Genomic DNA, 18,245 nt, shown 5'->3' with positions numbered 1-18,245 from the left:
TTATTTTACTCCGCGAAAGGATTCTTATAAGCGTCTTTAAATGGGTTTGCCCGGTCAATCGGATTTAGCTCCGGCACTTTATTTTGAACCGGATTTGAGGGCACCTCCAGATTCGGGTTCGTCACTGCCTCAACAATATCTTCAGGGGTTTTAATCGGCTTGGGCCTTCCCGCAAACCAATACCAAGCTCCGGCCGCGACTGCTACAAGCAGGATGGCCGCCAAAACCAGTTTTGTTTTAACATCTTGAATCTCCACGTTATTCTAATTTTACCACGGGGTGTTAACATTGAAAATAGGCGCCTGTGGATGATTTAATTGAAACTTGACCGAAACTAAGTTTCAGACAATAATATGAGCATTATGCGTAAGTACGCTTTTACGGAAGGGGAACATTATCATGTTTATTCTCACGCCATTGGCGATGTGGCTTTGTTTGGTACCGACCGCGACTACAAACGATTTTTAACTACTTTATTTGCGGCTAATGGAAAACGCGATATTTCACACCTGGACCGCTTTCCTGACCTAAACTTAGTTTCGGACATAAGGAATAGAAAGATAGATATCGGAGATAATTTAATAGATATAGTCGGCTTTTGTTTTATGCCGAATCACTTTCATTTAATTTTGCGTGAAAAAGAAGACGGCAACGTTTCTTTATTTATGCACAAACTACTTGTTAGCTATGCAAAATACTTTAATTTGAAGTATAAAAGACGCGGGCATGTTTTTGAAAGAACTTTTGATGCTAAATATTTAAACGGCGATAATTATTTGTTGCGAGCACTGGCATATGCGCATCTTAATCCCAAAGATATCAAGGGTTGGAAAAGACGGGAGCATAAATATCCTTGGTCCAGCTTCCAGGATTACATAGGCGAAAACAGGTGGGGGGAGTTGTTGAAGACAGATTTCCTGCTCAATTATTTTGATTCTGATAGAAGAGAGGTGAGACGTTTTATTGAAACCGCCAGAAATGATAATTATACATTAGATGACCGAAACTAAGTTTCGGACATTTGGTATGGCTTTAGCTGACAATTTAATCAAAAGAGGAGTTCTGAAAACACCTCGGCTGATTGAGGCGTTCCGGGCAGTTGATAGAAAAAATTTTGTGCCAAAAGAATTTGAGGATTACGCATATATTGATGAGCCGCTTGCGATAGGTGAGGGGCAGACGATTTCCCAGCCGTGGACGGTGGCTTTTATGCTTGAGCTTTTAAACCCGGAGTCCGGGGATAATATTATGGAGGTTGGCTACGGCTCCGGCTGGCAGACGGCGCTTTTGGCCTATGTAGGCGCAAATGTCTACGCGATTGAAAGGGTGCCGGAACTTTGTAAATTCGGAAAAGAAAATTTTGAGGAGTTTTTTAACCTCCCCTTAAATCCCCTCCTTAATAAGGAAGGGAGGGGGGAGGTAAGGTTTTATTGCCAGGACGGCGTTCCGGGTCTCCCTGAAATTGCTCAAAAAATAGGTGGCTTTGATAAAATAATCGCCGCGGCCTCCGCTAGCCCCAAACCAGGTTTGGGGCATTTGGGTTTGGGGCATTTGCCGGCTACTTGGCGGAATCAATTAAAAATCGGCGGCAAAATCGTCGCCCCTATCGGCGGCAGTATTTTTGAATTTACCCACACACCAAACTGTTTGGTGTGTGGGTTTATTAAAAAAAATAAAACCGCGCCCGCTAATACAGCGCATAAATTTGATGCGACCGAGCATCCCGGTTTTGTGTTTGTGCCTTTAATTTCCGACAATGATTCAAAACGGTGACATTAAAAAACTTTTAACCGCGGCCCTCGCGCTCTTCCTTCTCCTTTCGGGTATTTTCTTTTTGGGAAAATTTCCGGCTTACATAAAATACAAAGAAAAAGAAAGAATGGTTTCCAATGAGGCGGCCGTGACCATTCCGGAAGGATACAGCGTCCGCCAGATAGGGGAAGCGCTTGAGAAAGCGGGGCTTTTTTCAAAAGACGAATTTGTTTTGGAGGCCCAAAAGCACGAAGGATATTTGTTCCCGGACACTTATAGATTTTACAAAACCGCGAAGCCGGAGCAGGTGATAGCCAAAATGAGGGATAATTTCAATAAGAAGATAACCCCCGAGATTTTGGCGGAGGCAAAGAGCTCCGGCAAGACCTTGGAGCAGATTATAATAATGGCCTCGCTTTTGGAAGAAGAAGTTAAAAGCACCGCGGACAGGAAAATAGTAGCGGGGATTTTGTGGAAGCGGCTTCGGCTTGGCATGGGGCTTAATGTTGACGCCGCGCTTACTTACGTTTTGGGCAAACCGAGCGGCGAGCTGACGGAGGCGGACTTAAAATACGATTCTTCCTACAATACCTACCGTTATCGCGGTTTGCCGCCCGGGCCGATTTCCAACCCCGGGATGGACGCGATTTTGGCGGCTTTGCGTCCGACTGGCTCCGAATATTTTTATTACCTTACGGATAAAGGCGGCAAAACGCATTACGCCAAGACATTGGAAGAGCACGCGCTTAATAAATATAAATATCTAAAATAGTTACTTGACATAATATTTTTCCAATGATATGTTTTTGATAGTTTACTTTGGCAAAAAGGAGGGAGATTTATGGCTTACGGAGAGCGAGAAAGTTGGATTATTGAGCAGATAGAGGAGATAGAAGAAAGAAAACTGCACCCTATCCGGCTTGGCCGGGAAATTGTTGTCTGGGGCAAAGATTATTGGGGAAGAGATGCCTGGATTAAGTTTTTGCCGACCGACAAAAAGGGCTGGTTTTGGCTTTATGATCCAAGGATGGAGCCTGTTAGGATTACTGCGGATTTGCTTCATCATAAGTTCAGGCGTACCCGGCTTGAATATCACGGGGCTAAGCTGGAAGTTTTTGAGCATATCGGGGTTCTGCGCTGGCTGGGTCTGGAACGGATAATAATCCAGTCCACTGCCTGGCCTCCATATTATGGCCGGCCATACGAACTCTGGCGGCACATAAAAATTGCCTGCCATTCCGATTTGGGAAGCGAGATGGAATGGATTACCGTCGGGCGGCCGATAAAACGCGAGACCAAAATTGGCTACACCGAAATTCAGCCCAAGGAATCCCCAGAGCTGGACATATCCATAACTTGCCACTACCACGGCATCGGCACGGAATTGTTGGAATTAAATCTTCCCGCTGACGCAAGGATGTTGGAAATCGCGTTGGAAGCCTGCGCTCTGGGCTGGCCGAACTGGACTTATCATCTTTCCCGTCTGGCGTCTAAGATTTGGTGGCCGCATCACCAAAATATAACTTGGCTGCGGGAACTCGGGGCTGACGAAACCTTGCGCGCCACGGTATTGCACCGTTTAGGAGATCTTTTGGGGGCGCTTAGCGTGGTTAATCCTATTGGGCTCCTCGCGGCGCGGGTTATTTCATTCTACTCCGGCCACAAAGCCGACGTGGACGCTGTTCAGGAAAGCCAAAAAGTTCTTAAGCCCCGGAGATGATATTCCCGGGCTTTTTTTAATACACATTGACATATAAAAGCCCTTGCGGGATTTTTTATTTTGGTGTAGGATTCTTTTTATATGTTAATTATCCGCTTACAGCGCGTCGGGAGGAAAAACGACCCGAATTTCCGGCTGGTGGTTACGGATTCCAAAAGGGGCCCCAAAAGCGGCGGCTATTTGGAGACGCTCGGCTCTTACAGCCCGAAAACGAAGAAAGCACTTTTTAAAAGCGAACGCATTAAGCGCTGGATAATAAACGGCGCCCAGCTTTCTGCTACGGCGCGCAGTTTACTGATTAAAGGTGGTATAATTACCAAATAACGCCGAAAATGGTCGAAAATTCGGATATTACAGGGCTAAAGAACGGACTTTGCTACAATGGCTGCAAAAGCATCTAGCACGTATTCTGACGAGGAATTTTTGGAGTATGTGGTCAAAGCGCTCGTTGATAATCCCAGCGCTGTCAAGGTTGCGAGGAAGGTTGATGAGATGGGCGTCCTTTTGTCCGTGAAAGTGGGCAAAGAAGACGTCGGCAAGCTCATCGGCCGCCAAGGCAACACCGCCAAGGCGCTCCGCACGCTTCTGCGCGTGGTCGGAATAAAAAACCACGCGCGGGTGAACCTCAAGATTGAGGAACCGGAAGGAGGGACTCATGTTCCAAGAAGCCGGGGCGTGGACGACATGGTTGACGACCTTAAACTTTAAATTTCGCCGAAAAAGCGAAATAATAACCAACGGCTCGCATTTTTTGGATGCGAGCCGTTGGTTTACTTGGCAATCCGATTGCTTAGTGCTATTGTTTTAATTATGCGTAAATTTAGATTTACAAACGGAGAGTTTTATCACGTTTATAATCGCGGTGTAGATAAACGGGATATATTTTTGGACGGTTATGATTTCGAAAGATTTCTTCAAGGCATGGAAGATTTTAATTCCGTAAAACCAATTGGCAGTATTTTTGAACATTCTTTTAGAAAACTTCTACTTAGCAATCGGATTGCTAAGTTGGTGGACGTCGTGTGTTTTTGTCTTAACCCCAATCATTATCATATGATTTTGCGCCAAAGGGTAGACAATGGGATCAGTGAATATATGCGAAGAATAGGGACCGGGTTTACTCAACATTTCAATTTTAAATATCACAGAACAGGCGTTCTTCTCCAAGGAAAATTCAAAGCTAAACATATCAATTCAAACGAGTATTTATTGCATTTGAGCGCATACGTAAACCTAAACAATAAAGCGCACAGAATTAAAGGCAACAAAAAGTTTAGATCAAGTTGGGAAGAATATTTTTCTAAGCAAAAATCTAAATCTTCCCTTTGCAGATCGGCTATTATTCTTGAACAGTTTGATAGCGCCGATGAATATAGGAAGTTTGCGGAAAGCTCCCTCAACGATATTTTGGAGCGAAAGCGGCTATTTAAAGAAATGGAGGATTTGTTATGTGAATAGAGATTTACTTAGCAATCGGATTGCTAAGCGGGGCAAAAATAAAAAAATGTCAAACTTGCGTTTCGATATCATCACAATTTTTCCGAAAGTTTTTAGGGATTATTTTAACGAGTCCATAATTTCGCGCGCCCAAAAAAAGAAATTGGCAAAAATAAAAATCTGGGATTTAAGAAATTTCTTGCCCGCCTCAATGCGTAGCTTTGGGCGGGTTGACGACCGGCCCTACGGCGGCGGCCCGGGGATGGTATTGAAAATTGAGCCGCTTGCCAAAGCTCTTGATTCAATTCTTCAACTTAGACGTCCGACGTCTAAGTCAGAGAAGACGTCGGACGTCTTGATAATTTTACTCTCCGCTTCCGGAAAACAATTTAATTCTAAAATGGCCGGAGATTTCGCCAAGAAATATAAACGGATTATTTTTATCTGCGGCCGCTATGAAGGCATTGACGAGCGCGTTAAATCAATAATTGAAAATTGGAAACCTGCCCGTCCGGCAGGCGGGTTAAAAATTGAAAATTTGAGCATAGGTCCCTATGTCCTCACCGGCGGGGAACTCCCCGCGATGGTTATTGTTGACGCAGTTTTAAGAAAAATTCCCGGGGTTTTGGGCAAGTCCGAATCGCTTGAAGAAAAAAGGCACGGCATCGGCGTGCCGGCCTACACAAGGCCGGAAATATTCAAATGGAAGGGGAAAACATATAAAGTCCCCAAAATCCTTCTTTCCGGGAATCATAAAAAAATAGCCGCCTGGCGACAGGCAAATAAAGCTAGTTAGTATCAAGGTTTAATAACGTTTATTAAAACTTAATTTTAAATTTAAAATTTTAAATTTAAAATTTTTTTAATACTTATCCACAGAAAATTGCGGATTTTTTGTTTAAATAAAAAATCCGCGGACTTATACTGAAAGATATAGAATGTTCTAAAAAGAATATTTCTTATGAAAGCTTTCTATGAAAGATTCTCGTGAAATTATCTTAGAAGGGGAAAAATATATCACGGCTTCCGAGGCCGCGGCTCTTTGCGGCTATACACGCATCTATGTCGGACAGCTTTGCCGCGAGGAAAAAGTAAAAGGAAAAAAATTCGGCACCGATTGGATGGTTTCCGAAAAATCTATTTTGGATTACAAAAAATCCATCTTGCGGACGCAAGAGAAAACAGAGCCGCAAGTTATCCTTACAAAGCCGGAAATCTTTCATACAACAGATGAGTGGGACAAGGCGATTTTGGGGGAGAAAGAGAAAGAATACTTTCAATTTCCAAAAATTCGGTTTCCGAAATTTTCTCTGAAGCAATGGTCGCTGGGAGCGGCTTCTCTCTCGTCAGTACTGATTGCCGTGCTGATTTTTTATAACGCGGGCGCAATCAAAAATTCTATTGCGGATGCAACCGAAAATATTAATGTCTCCGTGAAAGAGTTGGCAGGTGAGATTTTCGTCGTCGCGGATGAAATTGGGAATTCTATTGTCTCTGCGAAAAAATTTGCAGCCGGATTTTTTGAGACCCTTACCTCACCCCCTCCGCCCCCTCTCCTTCGTAAGGAGAGGGGGTTGGGAGGTGAGGTTAACATTAAAGCAGTGCTCGGAAACGTTTTTCAAAGCATCAAAGACCGAGCCTCTCTAGCCCTCTCCCTGCCCGAAATCAAACTTCCAAAATTAACTTTACCAAAACCAAAACTGCCTCAACTTACTTTCAAACTTCCGACTTTTCAACTTCCAAATTTCCAACCTCTCACAGAACTTTTCGCTTGGCCGGAAATCAAACTCCCCTCGCTGGCTCTTGCTTTGCCCGAATTCTCGCTTCCCCCGACGCTTTGGTCGGGACTCCGACTTCCTGACGTCGGAGCTACCTTTTCTTTGCCCTTTACTTTTAAAGACGCCAAACTCTCTCTCTCGGATATTAAAGACAGATTTATAAACAATGTCCTCGGCTGGCGGGGATACATAGCGTCTTTGGGGGGCGACCTGAAGCTGGTGGCAATGGATTTTTTCTCGGTTAAACCGCCTGAAGCCGCGGAAACTCCTCCGGCTCCCAATTTACCTCAAGATGGAAGTAAAATTATCACATTTGGAGAATCAACTTCCACACCTCCATCCCGCCCCGACGCTTTGGTCGGGGCTCCGACCTCGGCAAAGCCGAGCGTCGGAGTAGTTGAACGCGTCGTCTCCGGCCTGCCTGCCGGCAAGGCAGGCATCTCCCAAACAGAGCTTGACCAGCGCCTCTCTTCTCTCAACCAAGCCGTCTTGGCACAGGTCCAGCTTTCTCTTGCCGCTTTGGAAAAACGGCTTCCTTCCAACCAGGTCCAAAATCCGGTTGTCTTTCTCACGACTTCAATCCCCGGCCCTTACGCTTCGTCTCCTCCCCAGACCGGCTCCGGCGTCTCGGCTTCTTTCGGGGACTTCTCCAACGGAATTTCCACCGGCGGCAATTTAAACGCTTCAGGAAACGTGACTCTTGGGGCTGAAGGCAAAAACGTATCCATAACCTCAAACGTCTGGAACGTAACTTCAGCCGGAGCGGTATCGGGCTTGGCTTCTCTGACCTCAACCTCGCTTAACTCAACTTCCGCTTCCATCGGCGCTCTTACCGTCTCCGGCCGCTCCGACTTCGCCAGCGCCGTTTACGCTTCTTCCACCCTCCAACTTACGGGGGACATGACTCTTTACGGAAATCTCGCTTTCTTCAACCAGGCCACCACCACCATCGCCTCTTCCTTAATCAACGCTTTCTCTTTCGCCACTTCCACTTCCGTCACTCCTTTTCTTACTTTTGACACAAAAAACTACAGAATTGGCATAGGCACCACGACTCCCAGCGCAACTTTTTCGGTTTCGGGAGACATACTTGCGAGCGGCGGGCTTAACGTCTCCGGCGCTTCAATGAATGTAAACTCCACCACGACTCTCACCGAACAGCTTTTAGTCACAAAAAGCCCGACGGTTTCGCACACTTTCGGCACCTGGGCTGTTGGCGTTGCCAACTCCGCGGTCACGGACTCGGTTGTGGTCATCAATCCGGCTTCGGCGGCGGCGGATACCAATCTTCTGGGCATAGCTGTCGGCGGAGCGGTTCGCTTCCTTGTTGATGCTGACGGGGACGTTTTTGCAAATGGACTGACCACCGTTGGCGGCACAACTTTGGCTTCCACCACCGCATCCAACTTCACTGTTGAAAATCAATTTACAATGGGAGACGCCCCCAACGCCGACAGCCATATTTTTAAGGGAAGAATTACTCATTTGGCCACCACTACCGGCGCCGCATACACAATGTGGAACTCCACCGTTTCGGGAGACCTTTTGCGGCTTCAGGATGGCGCCAGCGAGCCCACAACCAGATTTGTCTTCTCGGCCGCGGGACAGGCCGCTTTCGGCACCACTACTCACTCCGGACTTTCCGTGCTCACAATCGGAGCTACTTCCACCACCGCCATTCCTTTAACAATCAAGGGAGTTACCAGCCAATCCGCCGACCTTTTCCGCGTCCTTTCTTCATCTGACTCTTCGCTTTTTAATGTCACCTCCACCGGCAACGTCGGCATCGCATCAACTTCGCCGTGGGGGCTTCTTTCGGTAAATCCGAACGCTCTTGGCGCGGGTGTCCCTTCATTCGTGGTTGGCTCTTCAACGGCAACGAATTTCATAGTTACTAATGGCGGCAACGTCGGCATCGGGACGACGGGGCCTTTGTATAAATTAGATGTGGTAGGGGGAAATAGAGCCGCAACACAAATTACTTTGCTCAGTATGTCATATTCCGACCTCCAGATGCTTGCAAATGACGAGATAAGCATAGACTTCAAACAGCGGAGTGATGTCTTACCAATGGGTCGGATAAGCGGTTTTATCCAAAGTGCCACAAACAACGATGCTGGTTTGAAGTTCTATACCGCGCCTCTCGGAGCGTTAGCTACAACACCGGCTATAACGATAAATGCTGCCGGCAACGTCGGCATCGGGACGACGAGTCCGGGGGCATTGCTCTCGGTGCAGGGAAGCGGATACTTCTCCGGCACGGGATTCTTCGGCGGGGCGATAACGGCGACTTCAACGCTGAATGTTACTGGGCTTCTAACTTTTGGAAATGCTTCGGGGACGCAATTAACCACCACCGGCTCAACGTATCTGGCTACATCCGGCGGTAACGTCGGCATCGGGACGACGAATCCAACACTGCCACTTGATATTCAAAGTGAAACTGGAAGGATGAAAATCACATCAACTACAGGCACAAACTATGCATATATCGATATTATAAATACTGGCGGTACATTTGAGTTGGGTAAAAATTGGAGCACTACTGGAGGATTACTAACAGGAGCATCTGCATACGCAAGTGTGCTTCAATCAACTGGCACTTACCCAATTCAATTTGCTATCAATGATGCTATTGTGATGACATTGTTAAGCGGAGGCAACGTCGGCATCGGGACGACGAGTCCGGGGGCTTTGCTTTCGGTGGCGGGCGGAGGATTGTTTAATTCAAGCATCACAAGCTACGGGACTCTCAATATCCCTATTTTCAACGCGACTTCCACCACCGCCACTTCCACTATTTCTGGAGGGCTTACTGTTGGCAACAACACCGCTTTTGTTGTAAATCGCGGAGCAACCGCCAACAGCTTGTATGTGGCGGAAAACGGCAACGTCGGCATCGGGACGATGAGTCCGGCTAACGCCTTGCATATCTTTAATTCGGCCAACACCGATAAATTGATTTTAGATGGTGCGGAGGGGAGTTCAAATATCCGCTTCAATGAAAATGGCGTGGACCGCGCCTACATTCAGTGGGACGAGACCAATAATGTATTGAACTTTTATACAGACCCAATAGGCGGCGGCTCAAGTGCCATAAGGATGTCTATTGCAGAAGGCGGCAACGTCGGCATCGGGACGACGAGTCCGTGGGGGTTGTTGTCGGTTGAACAGGGAACGGAGACAAATTCGTTCGTGATATCAAATACCGGAAGTTCAACGCCGTCATTTGTGGTTGGCGGAGTAAATCAAAACGGCAGAATCGGCATCGGGGACGCTAGCCCGAGTTCATTACTAGAACTGGCTGGAGCATCTGCCGATACAGTCCAAACAATATCTGCTTACAGCGCCACTCTAACTCATAGTGGCACTCTGTCTTTCAGAAAATCTGTTGGAACAAGCGTAGACACGCTTTCTCAGACTGCCAGTGGAGACGAACTCGGTGTGATACGAGCTCTTGGTGTAAATGCTAATAATCTATTTTTTAGTGAGGGTGACGGGTACGCACAAATACGGTTTGTACAGAGCGGAGCCAGCGCTTCGGATTCGGGTCCTGTTCGAATAGACCTTAAAGGTACCGGAAGTAATGGAGTTACAGCCCCCTCACTTTCTGTCGGCTATCAGGGCATAGCTGTGGGAACTTACGCTGACGGGGGAGCCACTCCACCAACTAATGGAGCAATAATCAGTGGCAACGTCGGCATCGGGACGACGACGCCGAACTGGCTCCTGCAGGCGGCGGGGACGAGGCCTTCTTTCGCGCTTTCCGATACTTCTGCCGGAGCAAACCTGAAACATTGGCTCTTATCGTCAATGGGAGGGAATCTCTATGTGGGAACATCAACTGATGCGTATGCCACTTCAACTCCGCCTGTATTAACTCTGCTTAATGGCGGCAATGTCGGCATCGGGTTAGCGAATCCTACGACTAAAGTGGAAATTGGCGGAGCGGCATCAAAGATTTATTTCTCTAATGGTGCCGCGGGGAATGGGATTGCGATGAACGCTGGCGGTAGTACTCGTGTAGGAATTGAAAATTTTTCTACTGGCTCTAATTCTAGAATAAGTCTTGGTTATGCCAGTACCGCCTTGGTAAATATTACGGAGGTTTTGAGTGTAATTGATAACGGCAACGTCGGCATCGGGACGACGAGTCCGGGGAGTTTGCTTTCGGTGCATGGAGCCGGGCTGTTCTCCAGCAATCTTTCTGTGGCGGGTCTTACGGCGACGGGAACGCTCGCGGTGAGTGGCACAGCGACGAGTACATTCGGGACAGGTGGCTTCACTATCGGCACAAGCCAATTCGTGGTCCAGCAAACAAGCGGCAACGTCGGCATTGGGACGACGAGTCCAGACCAGTCTCTCGTTGTAAGAAATAATGATGCCCTTACTGGTTCGGCGGGAATTAAAATTCAACAAGCTGGGACGGGGGATGCGACATTGCGTTGGCAATTGCCTGATGTCATTTCATGGTATGCAGGCATAGATAATTCAGATTCGGATTCCTTTAAGATTAGTGAGGACGCTGATTTTACAGGTAATGAATTTGTAATAACAACAGGCGGCAACGTCGGCATCGGGACGACGAGTCCGGCTTCGCTCTTTTCAGTTGCGGGAAATGGATATTTTACGGGGAATGTGGGTATTGGGGTGGCAAACCCCGGGACCTATTCATTAAACATTGACGCGGGCACAACTGATCCCGCACAAATACGACTTTCCAACACGGTCACCGGCGCTGGGGCAAGTGTGAGTTTGTATTTTGATACTGGCGACGGGCCAGATTGGTTCATTGGTCGCAATGTTAGCAACTCTAGTTCAGATACCAACTTTGGCATAAGAGAAGGTGGCGTGGCAGACCATTTGGTTGTTGCAGCAACCACCGGCAACGTCGGCATCGGGACGACGAGTCCGGCAAGTTTGCTTTCCGTGCAGGGGAACGCTTATCTTGACTCCAACCTCATCACCTATTCTTCAAGCACCGCGGCCGCGCTGACTTTCTCCTATCAAAAATCCGCGACCTCAACAATTCCGCAAGTAATTAACGCGTGGAGCATCGCAACCTCATCAACTGTAGGCCCCCCAATTATCTCGGTTGACGGCGTGACCAAAAGAGTAGGAATTGGCCGTGTGCCGACAAGTGAAAGCGCGCTTGAAATTCAGTTAGGTCTAGGAACATCACCAAGACCTCTCGGTGTTAATATAGTTAGACCAAGCGGCTCAGTTAGTCATCAGCTCGGCATGGACAGTAATCAGCAAGCAAGTTTTTCAATGACTAATGAAGCTGGCGATACTGTGATTAAAATTGTTTCCGATCCAGTTTTGAGCACCGACAAATCATATATTAATAACGGAGGAGATTTCGGCATCGCAAGCACGACGCCGTGGAGGACTTTGTCGGTTGCGGGGACGGCGGCGTTTTCCGGGCTTACGGCCGGAGCCGGAGCCGGAGCTCTCTGTCTCTCCGCGAACAAGGAAGTCACATATAGCGATGGCGCGGCCTGCACGGGTTCTTCGCAACGTTTCAAGCACGACATTAATTCGCTTGGCGCCGGAGCGCTTGAAACGGTATTAAATTTGCGCCCGGTATCGTTCCTTTATAATGACGACATCGGAGTTAAGGGAGAACAGGTCGGTTTAATCGCGGAAGAAGTTTTCGGCATTGACCCGCGGCTGGTCACGCTTGACGCGTCCTCTACGCCGGTCAATGTTAAATACGCGAACCTGACCGCGGTTTTGGCAAAAGCGATTCAGGAATTGAACGCGAAGATTTCAGGGCTTGCTTTGGGAACGACCGGTCTCTTGGATTTGCAAAATAACGACATCATAAACGTCCGCAAGATTTTGTCGGCCTCCGGATTGTGGAGTATAGATGAAAACGGAAAATTGATTGTTCAGGAAATTGAAACGCAAAAACTCACCGTAACCGGGCCGCAGGGATTCACAATTTATGACCGCGCCACCGGCGGGCCGGTCTGCGTGTTTTCGGAGAATGGGGTTTTGAAATCGGAAGCAGGAGCGTGCGGCGCCGCCGGCTCCTCAACATCGGGTGTTTCTTCTTCAACACCCGATGTTATCCCGCCGGTAATCACAATTTTGGGAAATAACCCGGCGACGATTAACGTGGGCGCGAGTTACGCGGATATGGGAGTAACCGTCACGGATAACGTTGATTCAAATCTCGGTTACACTGCTTCTTTAAATGGGGGACCGGCACTTTCGCAAGGAGACGGGCTTTCGCTGGACACCTCAACCACCACCACGCACACGATTCTTTACTCCGCGACCGACAGCGCCGGAAACAGCGCGACAGCCGTAAGGACGGTGGAGGTGGTTCAATAAAAATTTTAAATTTTGAATTTCAAATTTTGAATCAATTATCTAATGATCCAATGTTAAATCTAATGTTAAATTATGAATTACGATTTGGAAGAAAGAACGGCTAAATTTGCAGAAAGCGTAATAAGTTTGGCTTCAAAAATAGATAAAAATCCAGTAACCTTACCGCTGATTTCACAGCTGGTAAGGGCGGGTACTTCTGTCGGTGCCAATTATTGCGAAGCGAATGGGGCAAGTTCAAGAAAAGATTTTAGAAACAAAATCCACATCTGCAAGAAAGAAGCGCAAGAAACAAAATATTGGCTAAGAATTATTGCCAATACTGACAAAAAATCGGAAACTGATGCCAAAAAATTGTGGGTAGAAGCTCAGCAGCTCACGCTAATTTTTGGAAAAATAACAGCAACCATGGCTAATCATTAAAAAATTATTGAATTGAAAATTCATTTAAAATTTGAAATTGAAAATTAAAAATTGTTTTAGAATTAGTCCTCCAAAACTTGAATCACGAGTTTTCTTGGAGGTCTGGGCAATCCCATTTTTTTTAAGAGTACTTCTATTTGTTCAAGGGTATACATTCTGTAGTTGTTTATTGGGTGGCGCGCGGCGCGGAATTTGCGCGCATTGTCCCAGTTGCGCAATGTAAGCGTGGTTACGCCGACCAGCTTCGCGGTTTGGTTGATGGTTAAATACTTTTTAGCCGCCTCCATGTTTTTTATTCTAAAAAATGAAAAGCCGGCTGTCGAGCGAAAGCTTGTTTATAAGCTGTGGATAATTTATTAAGGTTTATTAAAGTTTGAGCTGGATGTATTGGCCAGAGTCAAAGATAATTAAAGCCGGGGTCTCTTTATCCATAAACACTATTTTCGGTTTTCTTCCTTTGTAGAGCGGGGCGATGTTCTGTCCGCCGGATGAGTCCATCTCCAGAGTGTATATCCCATCGCCGCTTACGGCTATGAGATAATCCGGCCAGCCGGGATAGAATCTTGCGTCCGCAAGCTCCGAATCCGAGTAAAATATGTCCAGTTCCCTTTCTTTCTGCCATTTAGGCGCGCGCTCAAAGTCCCCGAACCAATAAGCGCCAACCGAGTGAGTGTCCCAATAGACGATTTTTAAGAAATCTTCGTCAAAAAAGCTGCTTTTTTTGCTTTTTAAAATATTATAGGTTGTCGTGCCCCAAAGCCCGATTACGTCCAGGCGAGCGCGGTTTTTGTAAAAATTGCCGTCCTCCCCCAAGACAATGAAGTCCCCGGTTTTTGGGACTTCCCAGAATTTTTTAACAGATGGATACGGGGGTTTCGGGTTTTCAATCTGCAGCGAGGTTGTCCCAAGGTTTTCCATTTTTGGATTTTTGGGCACTAAAAGCGCGCTTCGTTCCGCTACCATCTCCGGCAAAACCTCAATCCTCTTTGCCCACGGCCAAAACCCCTCTTTTTCCGCGCTGATTTGATAGTCACCCGGAAGGAGATTTTTGATGAGAGCGGATTTGTTGATTAGAGAAGTTGATTTGGTCTTTTTATCCGCTTTTATGACGGCTCCGGATTCGGATGCCTTTATAAAAATTCCGCCGGTTTTGTGCAGGGCCAGGTCTTTCCCCAATCTATATCCTTGGCTGTAAAAAATTATGGGAAGGGCGGCGAGCAAAAAAACAAAAATAGATATGTAGAAAAATATTCTGCGCTTTCTTTTGGTTAACATTGCCTTTCGGCTTAATCTATCATAAATTTAAGCCAATGGCAAAATTTTTAGTGAAAGGAGGCAAGGCGCTGGAAGGCAATATTTCGGTTTCCGGCTCCAAAAACGCGTCTTTGCCGGCTCTGGCTGCCTCGCTGCTTTTTTCTCCGCCAGCTGGCGGACCGGCTTTTCAAAACCTTCCGGAAATTGAAGATATCAAAAGAATGAAAGAGCTTCTGGATAGTGTAAATGGCGGGCAATTTGATTATGAGATCGCAAAAAAAATCCGCGCTTCTATTTTGGCAGTGGGGCCAGCTTTGGCGCATTTCGGCAAAACCTCTTTTCCGCACCCGGGAGGATGCGTGATCGGCGCGCGGCCGATTGATGTTTTTTTAGACGGCTGGAAAGCAATGGGGGCTAATATATCGACGTCCGACGTCCATAGTAAACTATTGACGTCGGACGTCCATAATTTAACGATTTATGAAGTCAGCGCGCCTCGAGGCCTTAAAGGCTGCGATTTTATTTTTCGTGTGCCGAGCGTTACCGGAACCGAAGGGCTGATGATGACGGCTATTTTAGCCAAAGGGCAGACTGTTTTAAGAAATGCCGCCGAAGAGCCGGAAATTGCGAGTTTAGCAGATTGGCTGAATAAAAACGGCGCGGAGATCCGCGGAGCCGGCACGCACACGATAACTATAGAAGGCCGTGCAGGAAAACCGCTTTCCGGGCAAGTTCCATTTTTTGCTCCGCCAGACCGCATAGAAGCCGGGAGCTTGGCGATCCTCGGGGCTGTTGCCGCAAAAGAAATGACAATTAAAAATTTTCCGGCAGAAGAACTTACAGCCCTGCTTGCGGTTTTAAAAGCCGCCGGAGTTGAATATGAAATCGGGAATGGCGAGCTTGCTTTGAAGCAATCCCGACGTTACGTCGGGAGAGCGGTTAACATTCAAACAAAAGAATATCCGGGTTTTGCCACTGATTTGCAGGCGCCATACGTTGTTTTTGCAACGCAGGCGGAGGGCGCCAGCATGATACATGAAACTATTTTTGAAGGCCGCTTAAGTTACGTGGAAGATTTAAATAAGATGGGGGCGCGTATTACTCTTTGCGATCCTCATCGCGCAATTGTGCACGGCCCGTCCAATTTAGCGGGATGGAATCTAGAGGGGCCGGATATCCGGGCTGGGCTTGCGTTTCTAATGGCCGCGCTCATTGCCAACGGGGAATCTCAAATCGGCAACATTTACCAAATCGACCGCGGGTACGAAAAAATAGACGAACGCCTCCGCAAACTCGGAGCGGAGATTAAAAGAGTGGAGTAATTTTACATTCCAACACAAAAATGCTATAAATGAAGCATCTTTACGATGAATTTTTTCATAAAAAAAATCGGAATTGACTTGGGCACGGCCAACACGCTGGTTTATATTCCCGGGAAAGGAATAGTGTTAAACGAGCCCTCGGTTGTGGCGGTGACGCTCCCGGAAAACCGCGTCTTGGCCGTGGGCAACGAAGCCAAGGTGATGATTGGCCGCACGCCGGAGACGATTGTCGCTTACCGGCCGATGAAAGACGGCGTAATCGCGGACTACCGCGTGACGGAGGCGATGCTGCGCTATTTTATTTCCAAGACGACCGGCAGATGGAATCTCGTCAAGCCGGAGGTTTTGGTTTCCGTGCCCGCGGGCGTGACTTCAACGGAACGCAGGTCAGTGGTTGAGGCGGCGGTTAAGGCCGGAGCAAAATCGGCGTACGTCGTAAAAGAGCCGGTGCTGGCCGCCATCGGCGCGGGCATTCCGATACACGAGCCCCAGGGGCATATGGTGGTGGATATCGGCGGAGGGACGGCGGACGCGGCGGTGATTTCATTGGGCGGGATAGTAAGCTCAATTTCGGTAAAAGTCGCCGGCAATAAAATAGACCAGGCAATCGCCGACTACATTAAAAGGCAATTTAATCTGGCGATAGGGGACTCAACCGCCGAGCAGATAAAAATCGGCATCGGCTCCGCGATTCCTATTGAGGAAGAGCTCACGATGGCCATAAAAGGAAGGGATTTTCTCACCGGACTTCCGAGGTCAATTGATATCCGCACGAACGAAGTGGTTAAAGCGATAGACGGCGAGCTGCGGGATATAGTGAAGGCCATAAAGCAGGTTTTGCACAACACTCCTCCCGAACTTGCCTCCGACATAATTGAAAACGGAATAGTGATGACCGGCGGAGGGTCGCTTCTCCGAAACCTCAACGTTTTGGTTTCAAGGTCAACCGGCGTGCCGGCGGCGGTGGCCAAAGACGCGCTTTACTGCGTGGCCAAAGGAACCGGCATCGCCATGGAGCATCTTGAGTCCTATAAAAAAAGCATAATCGCCAAAAGATGATGAAATTTCCAATTTCCAATTTCCAATTTCCAAATCACGCGTATCTCTTTTACGGCAACGACGAGAGGGCGAAGAGCGAGGCGATAAAATTTTTGCTCGGCCGTTTTTTGGGGGAACAAGCCGAGAAAAGTCCGGATTTTTTTAAAATTGAATCCGCTCCTATTACGATAGAAGACGTGCGTTCGCTTAAGTCCAAGGCATCGCGAAGGCCGATTGTGAGCCCCAAAAACGTTTTTCTGGTGGAAAGTATTGAAAACCTAAGCCGCGAGGCCGCGCCGGCCATGCTGAAAATCCTTGAAGAGCCGCCGGCCGGCTCAATTATCATCGCGACCACAAAAAACACGCGGGCGATTCCTCTCACGATTAAATCGCGTTTTTCGGCCTTCAGATTTTTTTCAAAATCCGCGTTCGCCGAGCGGAGCGGGGGAGACGAGTTTGAGCTCCGCCTCAAAAAATCGCTTATGAGCAGCGAGGATGCGCTGCGCGCCGGGTTAAACCGGGACAATATTTTAAAATTGGAGAAAGCGCTCCGGGCCTGCGCTCTTTCCGCCGACCCGACGGCGAATAAACGTTTAATCGGAGAATACTTAAATATGGCGCCATGATTGATTTTTCCGCAGAAGAAAAAGAATTTAAAAAAATTTTGGCTAATTTTGAGGAAGAGTTAAAAAAAATCCGCATAGGAAGGGCGTCCCCGGCCGTCTTGGAAGGGATTACGGCGGATTCTTACGGGGCGCCGACCCCGCTCGCGCACTTGGCCGCTTTGTCCTCGCCGGACCCAAAGAGCGTGCTCATAAAACCGTGGGACAAAAATTTGCTCCTGGCGATAGAAGCCGCTTTGGAGAAAGCCGATTTAGGGCTTTCCATTATTTCTGAAGGGGACCAGGTTAGAGCGGTTTTCCCGGCGCTTACGGAGGAACGCCGGAAGGAATTTGTTAAGCTCTTGGGCAAAAAAGAGGAAGAAGCAAGAATAGAAGTCAGAAAAAGAAGGGATGATATTTGGAAAACAATCCAGGAGGAGGAGCGGGCAAAATTGATTTCCGAAACCCAAAAATATTCGCAAAAAGAAAAGATGGAGCGAATGACTGAAAACGTCAATGAAAAAATAAAAAAACTTTCTGAAAAAAAAGAAAAAGAGATAATGGAAATCTAGAATTTTCA

At 47.5% G+C, this 18,245-nt stretch carries 17 protein-coding genes; 14 read left to right on the top strand and 3 right to left on the bottom strand.

Features of this window, described 5'->3' with window-relative positions:
* Window positions 1-5: 5 nt before the first annotated feature.
* Complete coding sequence (locus tag HYW15_02665) at window positions 6-257, bottom strand: hypothetical protein (protein QQG42391.1); 252 nt, start codon at window positions 255-257, stop codon at window positions 6-8.
* 96 nt (window positions 258-353) lie between these two features.
* Between HYW15_02665 and HYW15_02660 the strand changes: the two genes are divergently transcribed.
* The 10 genes from HYW15_02660 to HYW15_02615 all read left to right on the top strand — a co-directional run bounded on the left by HYW15_02660 (window position 354) and on the right by HYW15_02615 (window position 13,449).
* Window positions 354-1,010: a transposase gene (locus HYW15_02660; GenBank protein QQG42390.1), complete on the top strand. Its 657-nt coding sequence runs from the start codon at window positions 354-356 to the stop codon at window positions 1,008-1,010.
* 16 nt (window positions 1,011-1,026) lie between these two features.
* Window positions 1,027-1,773, top strand: coding sequence for a protein-L-isoaspartate O-methyltransferase (locus tag HYW15_02655; GenBank protein QQG42389.1), 747 nt, complete (start codon window positions 1,027-1,029; stop codon window positions 1,771-1,773).
* A complete protein-coding gene (gene mltG, locus HYW15_02650; GenBank protein ID QQG42388.1) occupies window positions 1,757-2,524 on the top strand; it encodes an endolytic transglycosylase MltG in 768 nt (255 codons plus the stop codon). Before HYW15_02655 ends, mltG begins: the two co-directional genes overlap by 17 nt.
* A gap of 69 nt (window positions 2,525-2,593) precedes the next feature.
* Window positions 2,594-3,472: a hypothetical protein gene (locus HYW15_02645; protein QQG42387.1), complete on the top strand. Its 879-nt coding sequence runs from the start codon at window positions 2,594-2,596 to the stop codon at window positions 3,470-3,472.
* A gap of 81 nt (window positions 3,473-3,553) precedes the next feature.
* The gene (rpsP, locus tag HYW15_02640; GenBank protein ID QQG42386.1) at window positions 3,554-3,796 is read left to right on the top strand and encodes a 30S ribosomal protein S16; all 243 of its coding nucleotides are present in this window, start codon (window positions 3,554-3,556) and stop codon (window positions 3,794-3,796) included.
* Window positions 3,797-3,853: 57 nt separating this feature from the next.
* A complete protein-coding gene (locus HYW15_02635; protein QQG42385.1) occupies window positions 3,854-4,180 on the top strand; it encodes a KH domain-containing protein in 327 nt (108 codons plus the stop codon).
* 102 nt (window positions 4,181-4,282) lie between these two features.
* The gene (locus HYW15_02630) at window positions 4,283-4,930 is read left to right on the top strand and encodes a transposase (protein ID QQG42384.1); all 648 of its coding nucleotides are present in this window, start codon (window positions 4,283-4,285) and stop codon (window positions 4,928-4,930) included.
* A gap of 46 nt (window positions 4,931-4,976) precedes the next feature.
* Window positions 4,977-5,705 carry a tRNA (guanosine(37)-N1)-methyltransferase TrmD gene (gene trmD / locus HYW15_02625; protein QQG42383.1) on the top strand — a complete coding sequence of 243 codons (729 nt, stop codon included), beginning with the start codon at window positions 4,977-4,979 and terminating at the stop codon, window positions 5,703-5,705.
* A gap of 178 nt (window positions 5,706-5,883) precedes the next feature.
* Window positions 5,884-13,029 carry a DUF5011 domain-containing protein gene (locus HYW15_02620; protein QQG42382.1) on the top strand — a complete coding sequence of 2,382 codons (7,146 nt, stop codon included), beginning with the start codon at window positions 5,884-5,886 and terminating at the stop codon, window positions 13,027-13,029.
* 72 nt (window positions 13,030-13,101) lie between these two features.
* Window positions 13,102-13,449, top strand: a complete 348-nt coding sequence (locus HYW15_02615; GenBank protein QQG42381.1) for a four helix bundle protein — start codon at window positions 13,102-13,104, stop codon at window positions 13,447-13,449.
* 62 nt (window positions 13,450-13,511) lie between these two features.
* On the opposite strand, the gene HYW15_02610 is transcribed toward HYW15_02615, so the two are convergent.
* Together HYW15_02610 and HYW15_02605 are read right to left on the bottom strand one after the other, a co-directional pair.
* On the bottom strand, window positions 13,512-13,736 hold the full coding sequence (locus HYW15_02610) for a MerR family transcriptional regulator (protein ID QQG42380.1): 225 nt from the start codon (window positions 13,734-13,736) through the stop codon (window positions 13,512-13,514).
* Between the two features lie 79 nt (window positions 13,737-13,815).
* A complete protein-coding gene (locus HYW15_02605; GenBank protein ID QQG42379.1) occupies window positions 13,816-14,724 on the bottom strand; it encodes a hypothetical protein in 909 nt (302 codons plus the stop codon).
* Window positions 14,725-14,759: 35 nt separating this feature from the next.
* Between HYW15_02605 and HYW15_02600 the strand changes: the two genes are divergently transcribed.
* The 4 genes from HYW15_02600 to frr are packed head-to-tail and all read left to right on the top strand — an operon-like array spanning window position 14,760 to window position 18,237.
* Window positions 14,760-16,025 (top strand): UDP-N-acetylglucosamine 1-carboxyvinyltransferase, encoded by a 1,266-nt coding sequence (locus HYW15_02600; GenBank protein ID QQG42378.1) that lies wholly within the window; start codon window positions 14,760-14,762, stop codon window positions 16,023-16,025.
* 45 nt (window positions 16,026-16,070) lie between these two features.
* Window positions 16,071-17,084, top strand: a complete 1,014-nt coding sequence (locus tag HYW15_02595; GenBank protein ID QQG42377.1) for a rod shape-determining protein — start codon at window positions 16,071-16,073, stop codon at window positions 17,082-17,084.
* On the top strand, window positions 17,081-17,689 hold the full coding sequence (locus tag HYW15_02590) for a hypothetical protein (protein QQG42376.1): 609 nt from the start codon (window positions 17,081-17,083) through the stop codon (window positions 17,687-17,689). Before HYW15_02595 ends, HYW15_02590 begins: the two co-directional genes overlap by 4 nt.
* Complete coding sequence (frr, locus tag HYW15_02585; GenBank protein ID QQG42375.1) at window positions 17,686-18,237, top strand: ribosome recycling factor; 552 nt, start codon at window positions 17,686-17,688, stop codon at window positions 18,235-18,237. Before HYW15_02590 ends, frr begins: the two co-directional genes overlap by 4 nt.
* Window positions 18,238-18,245 lie beyond the last annotated feature (8 nt).

This window comes from Candidatus Giovannonibacteria bacterium (genome assembly GCA_016432405.1).
In the GTDB taxonomy this organism is placed as follows: domain Bacteria; phylum Patescibacteriota; class Minisyncoccia; order UBA11713; family 2-01-FULL-45-33; genus MFHE01.
This window is presented reverse-complemented; position numbering and strand designations above follow the sequence as displayed.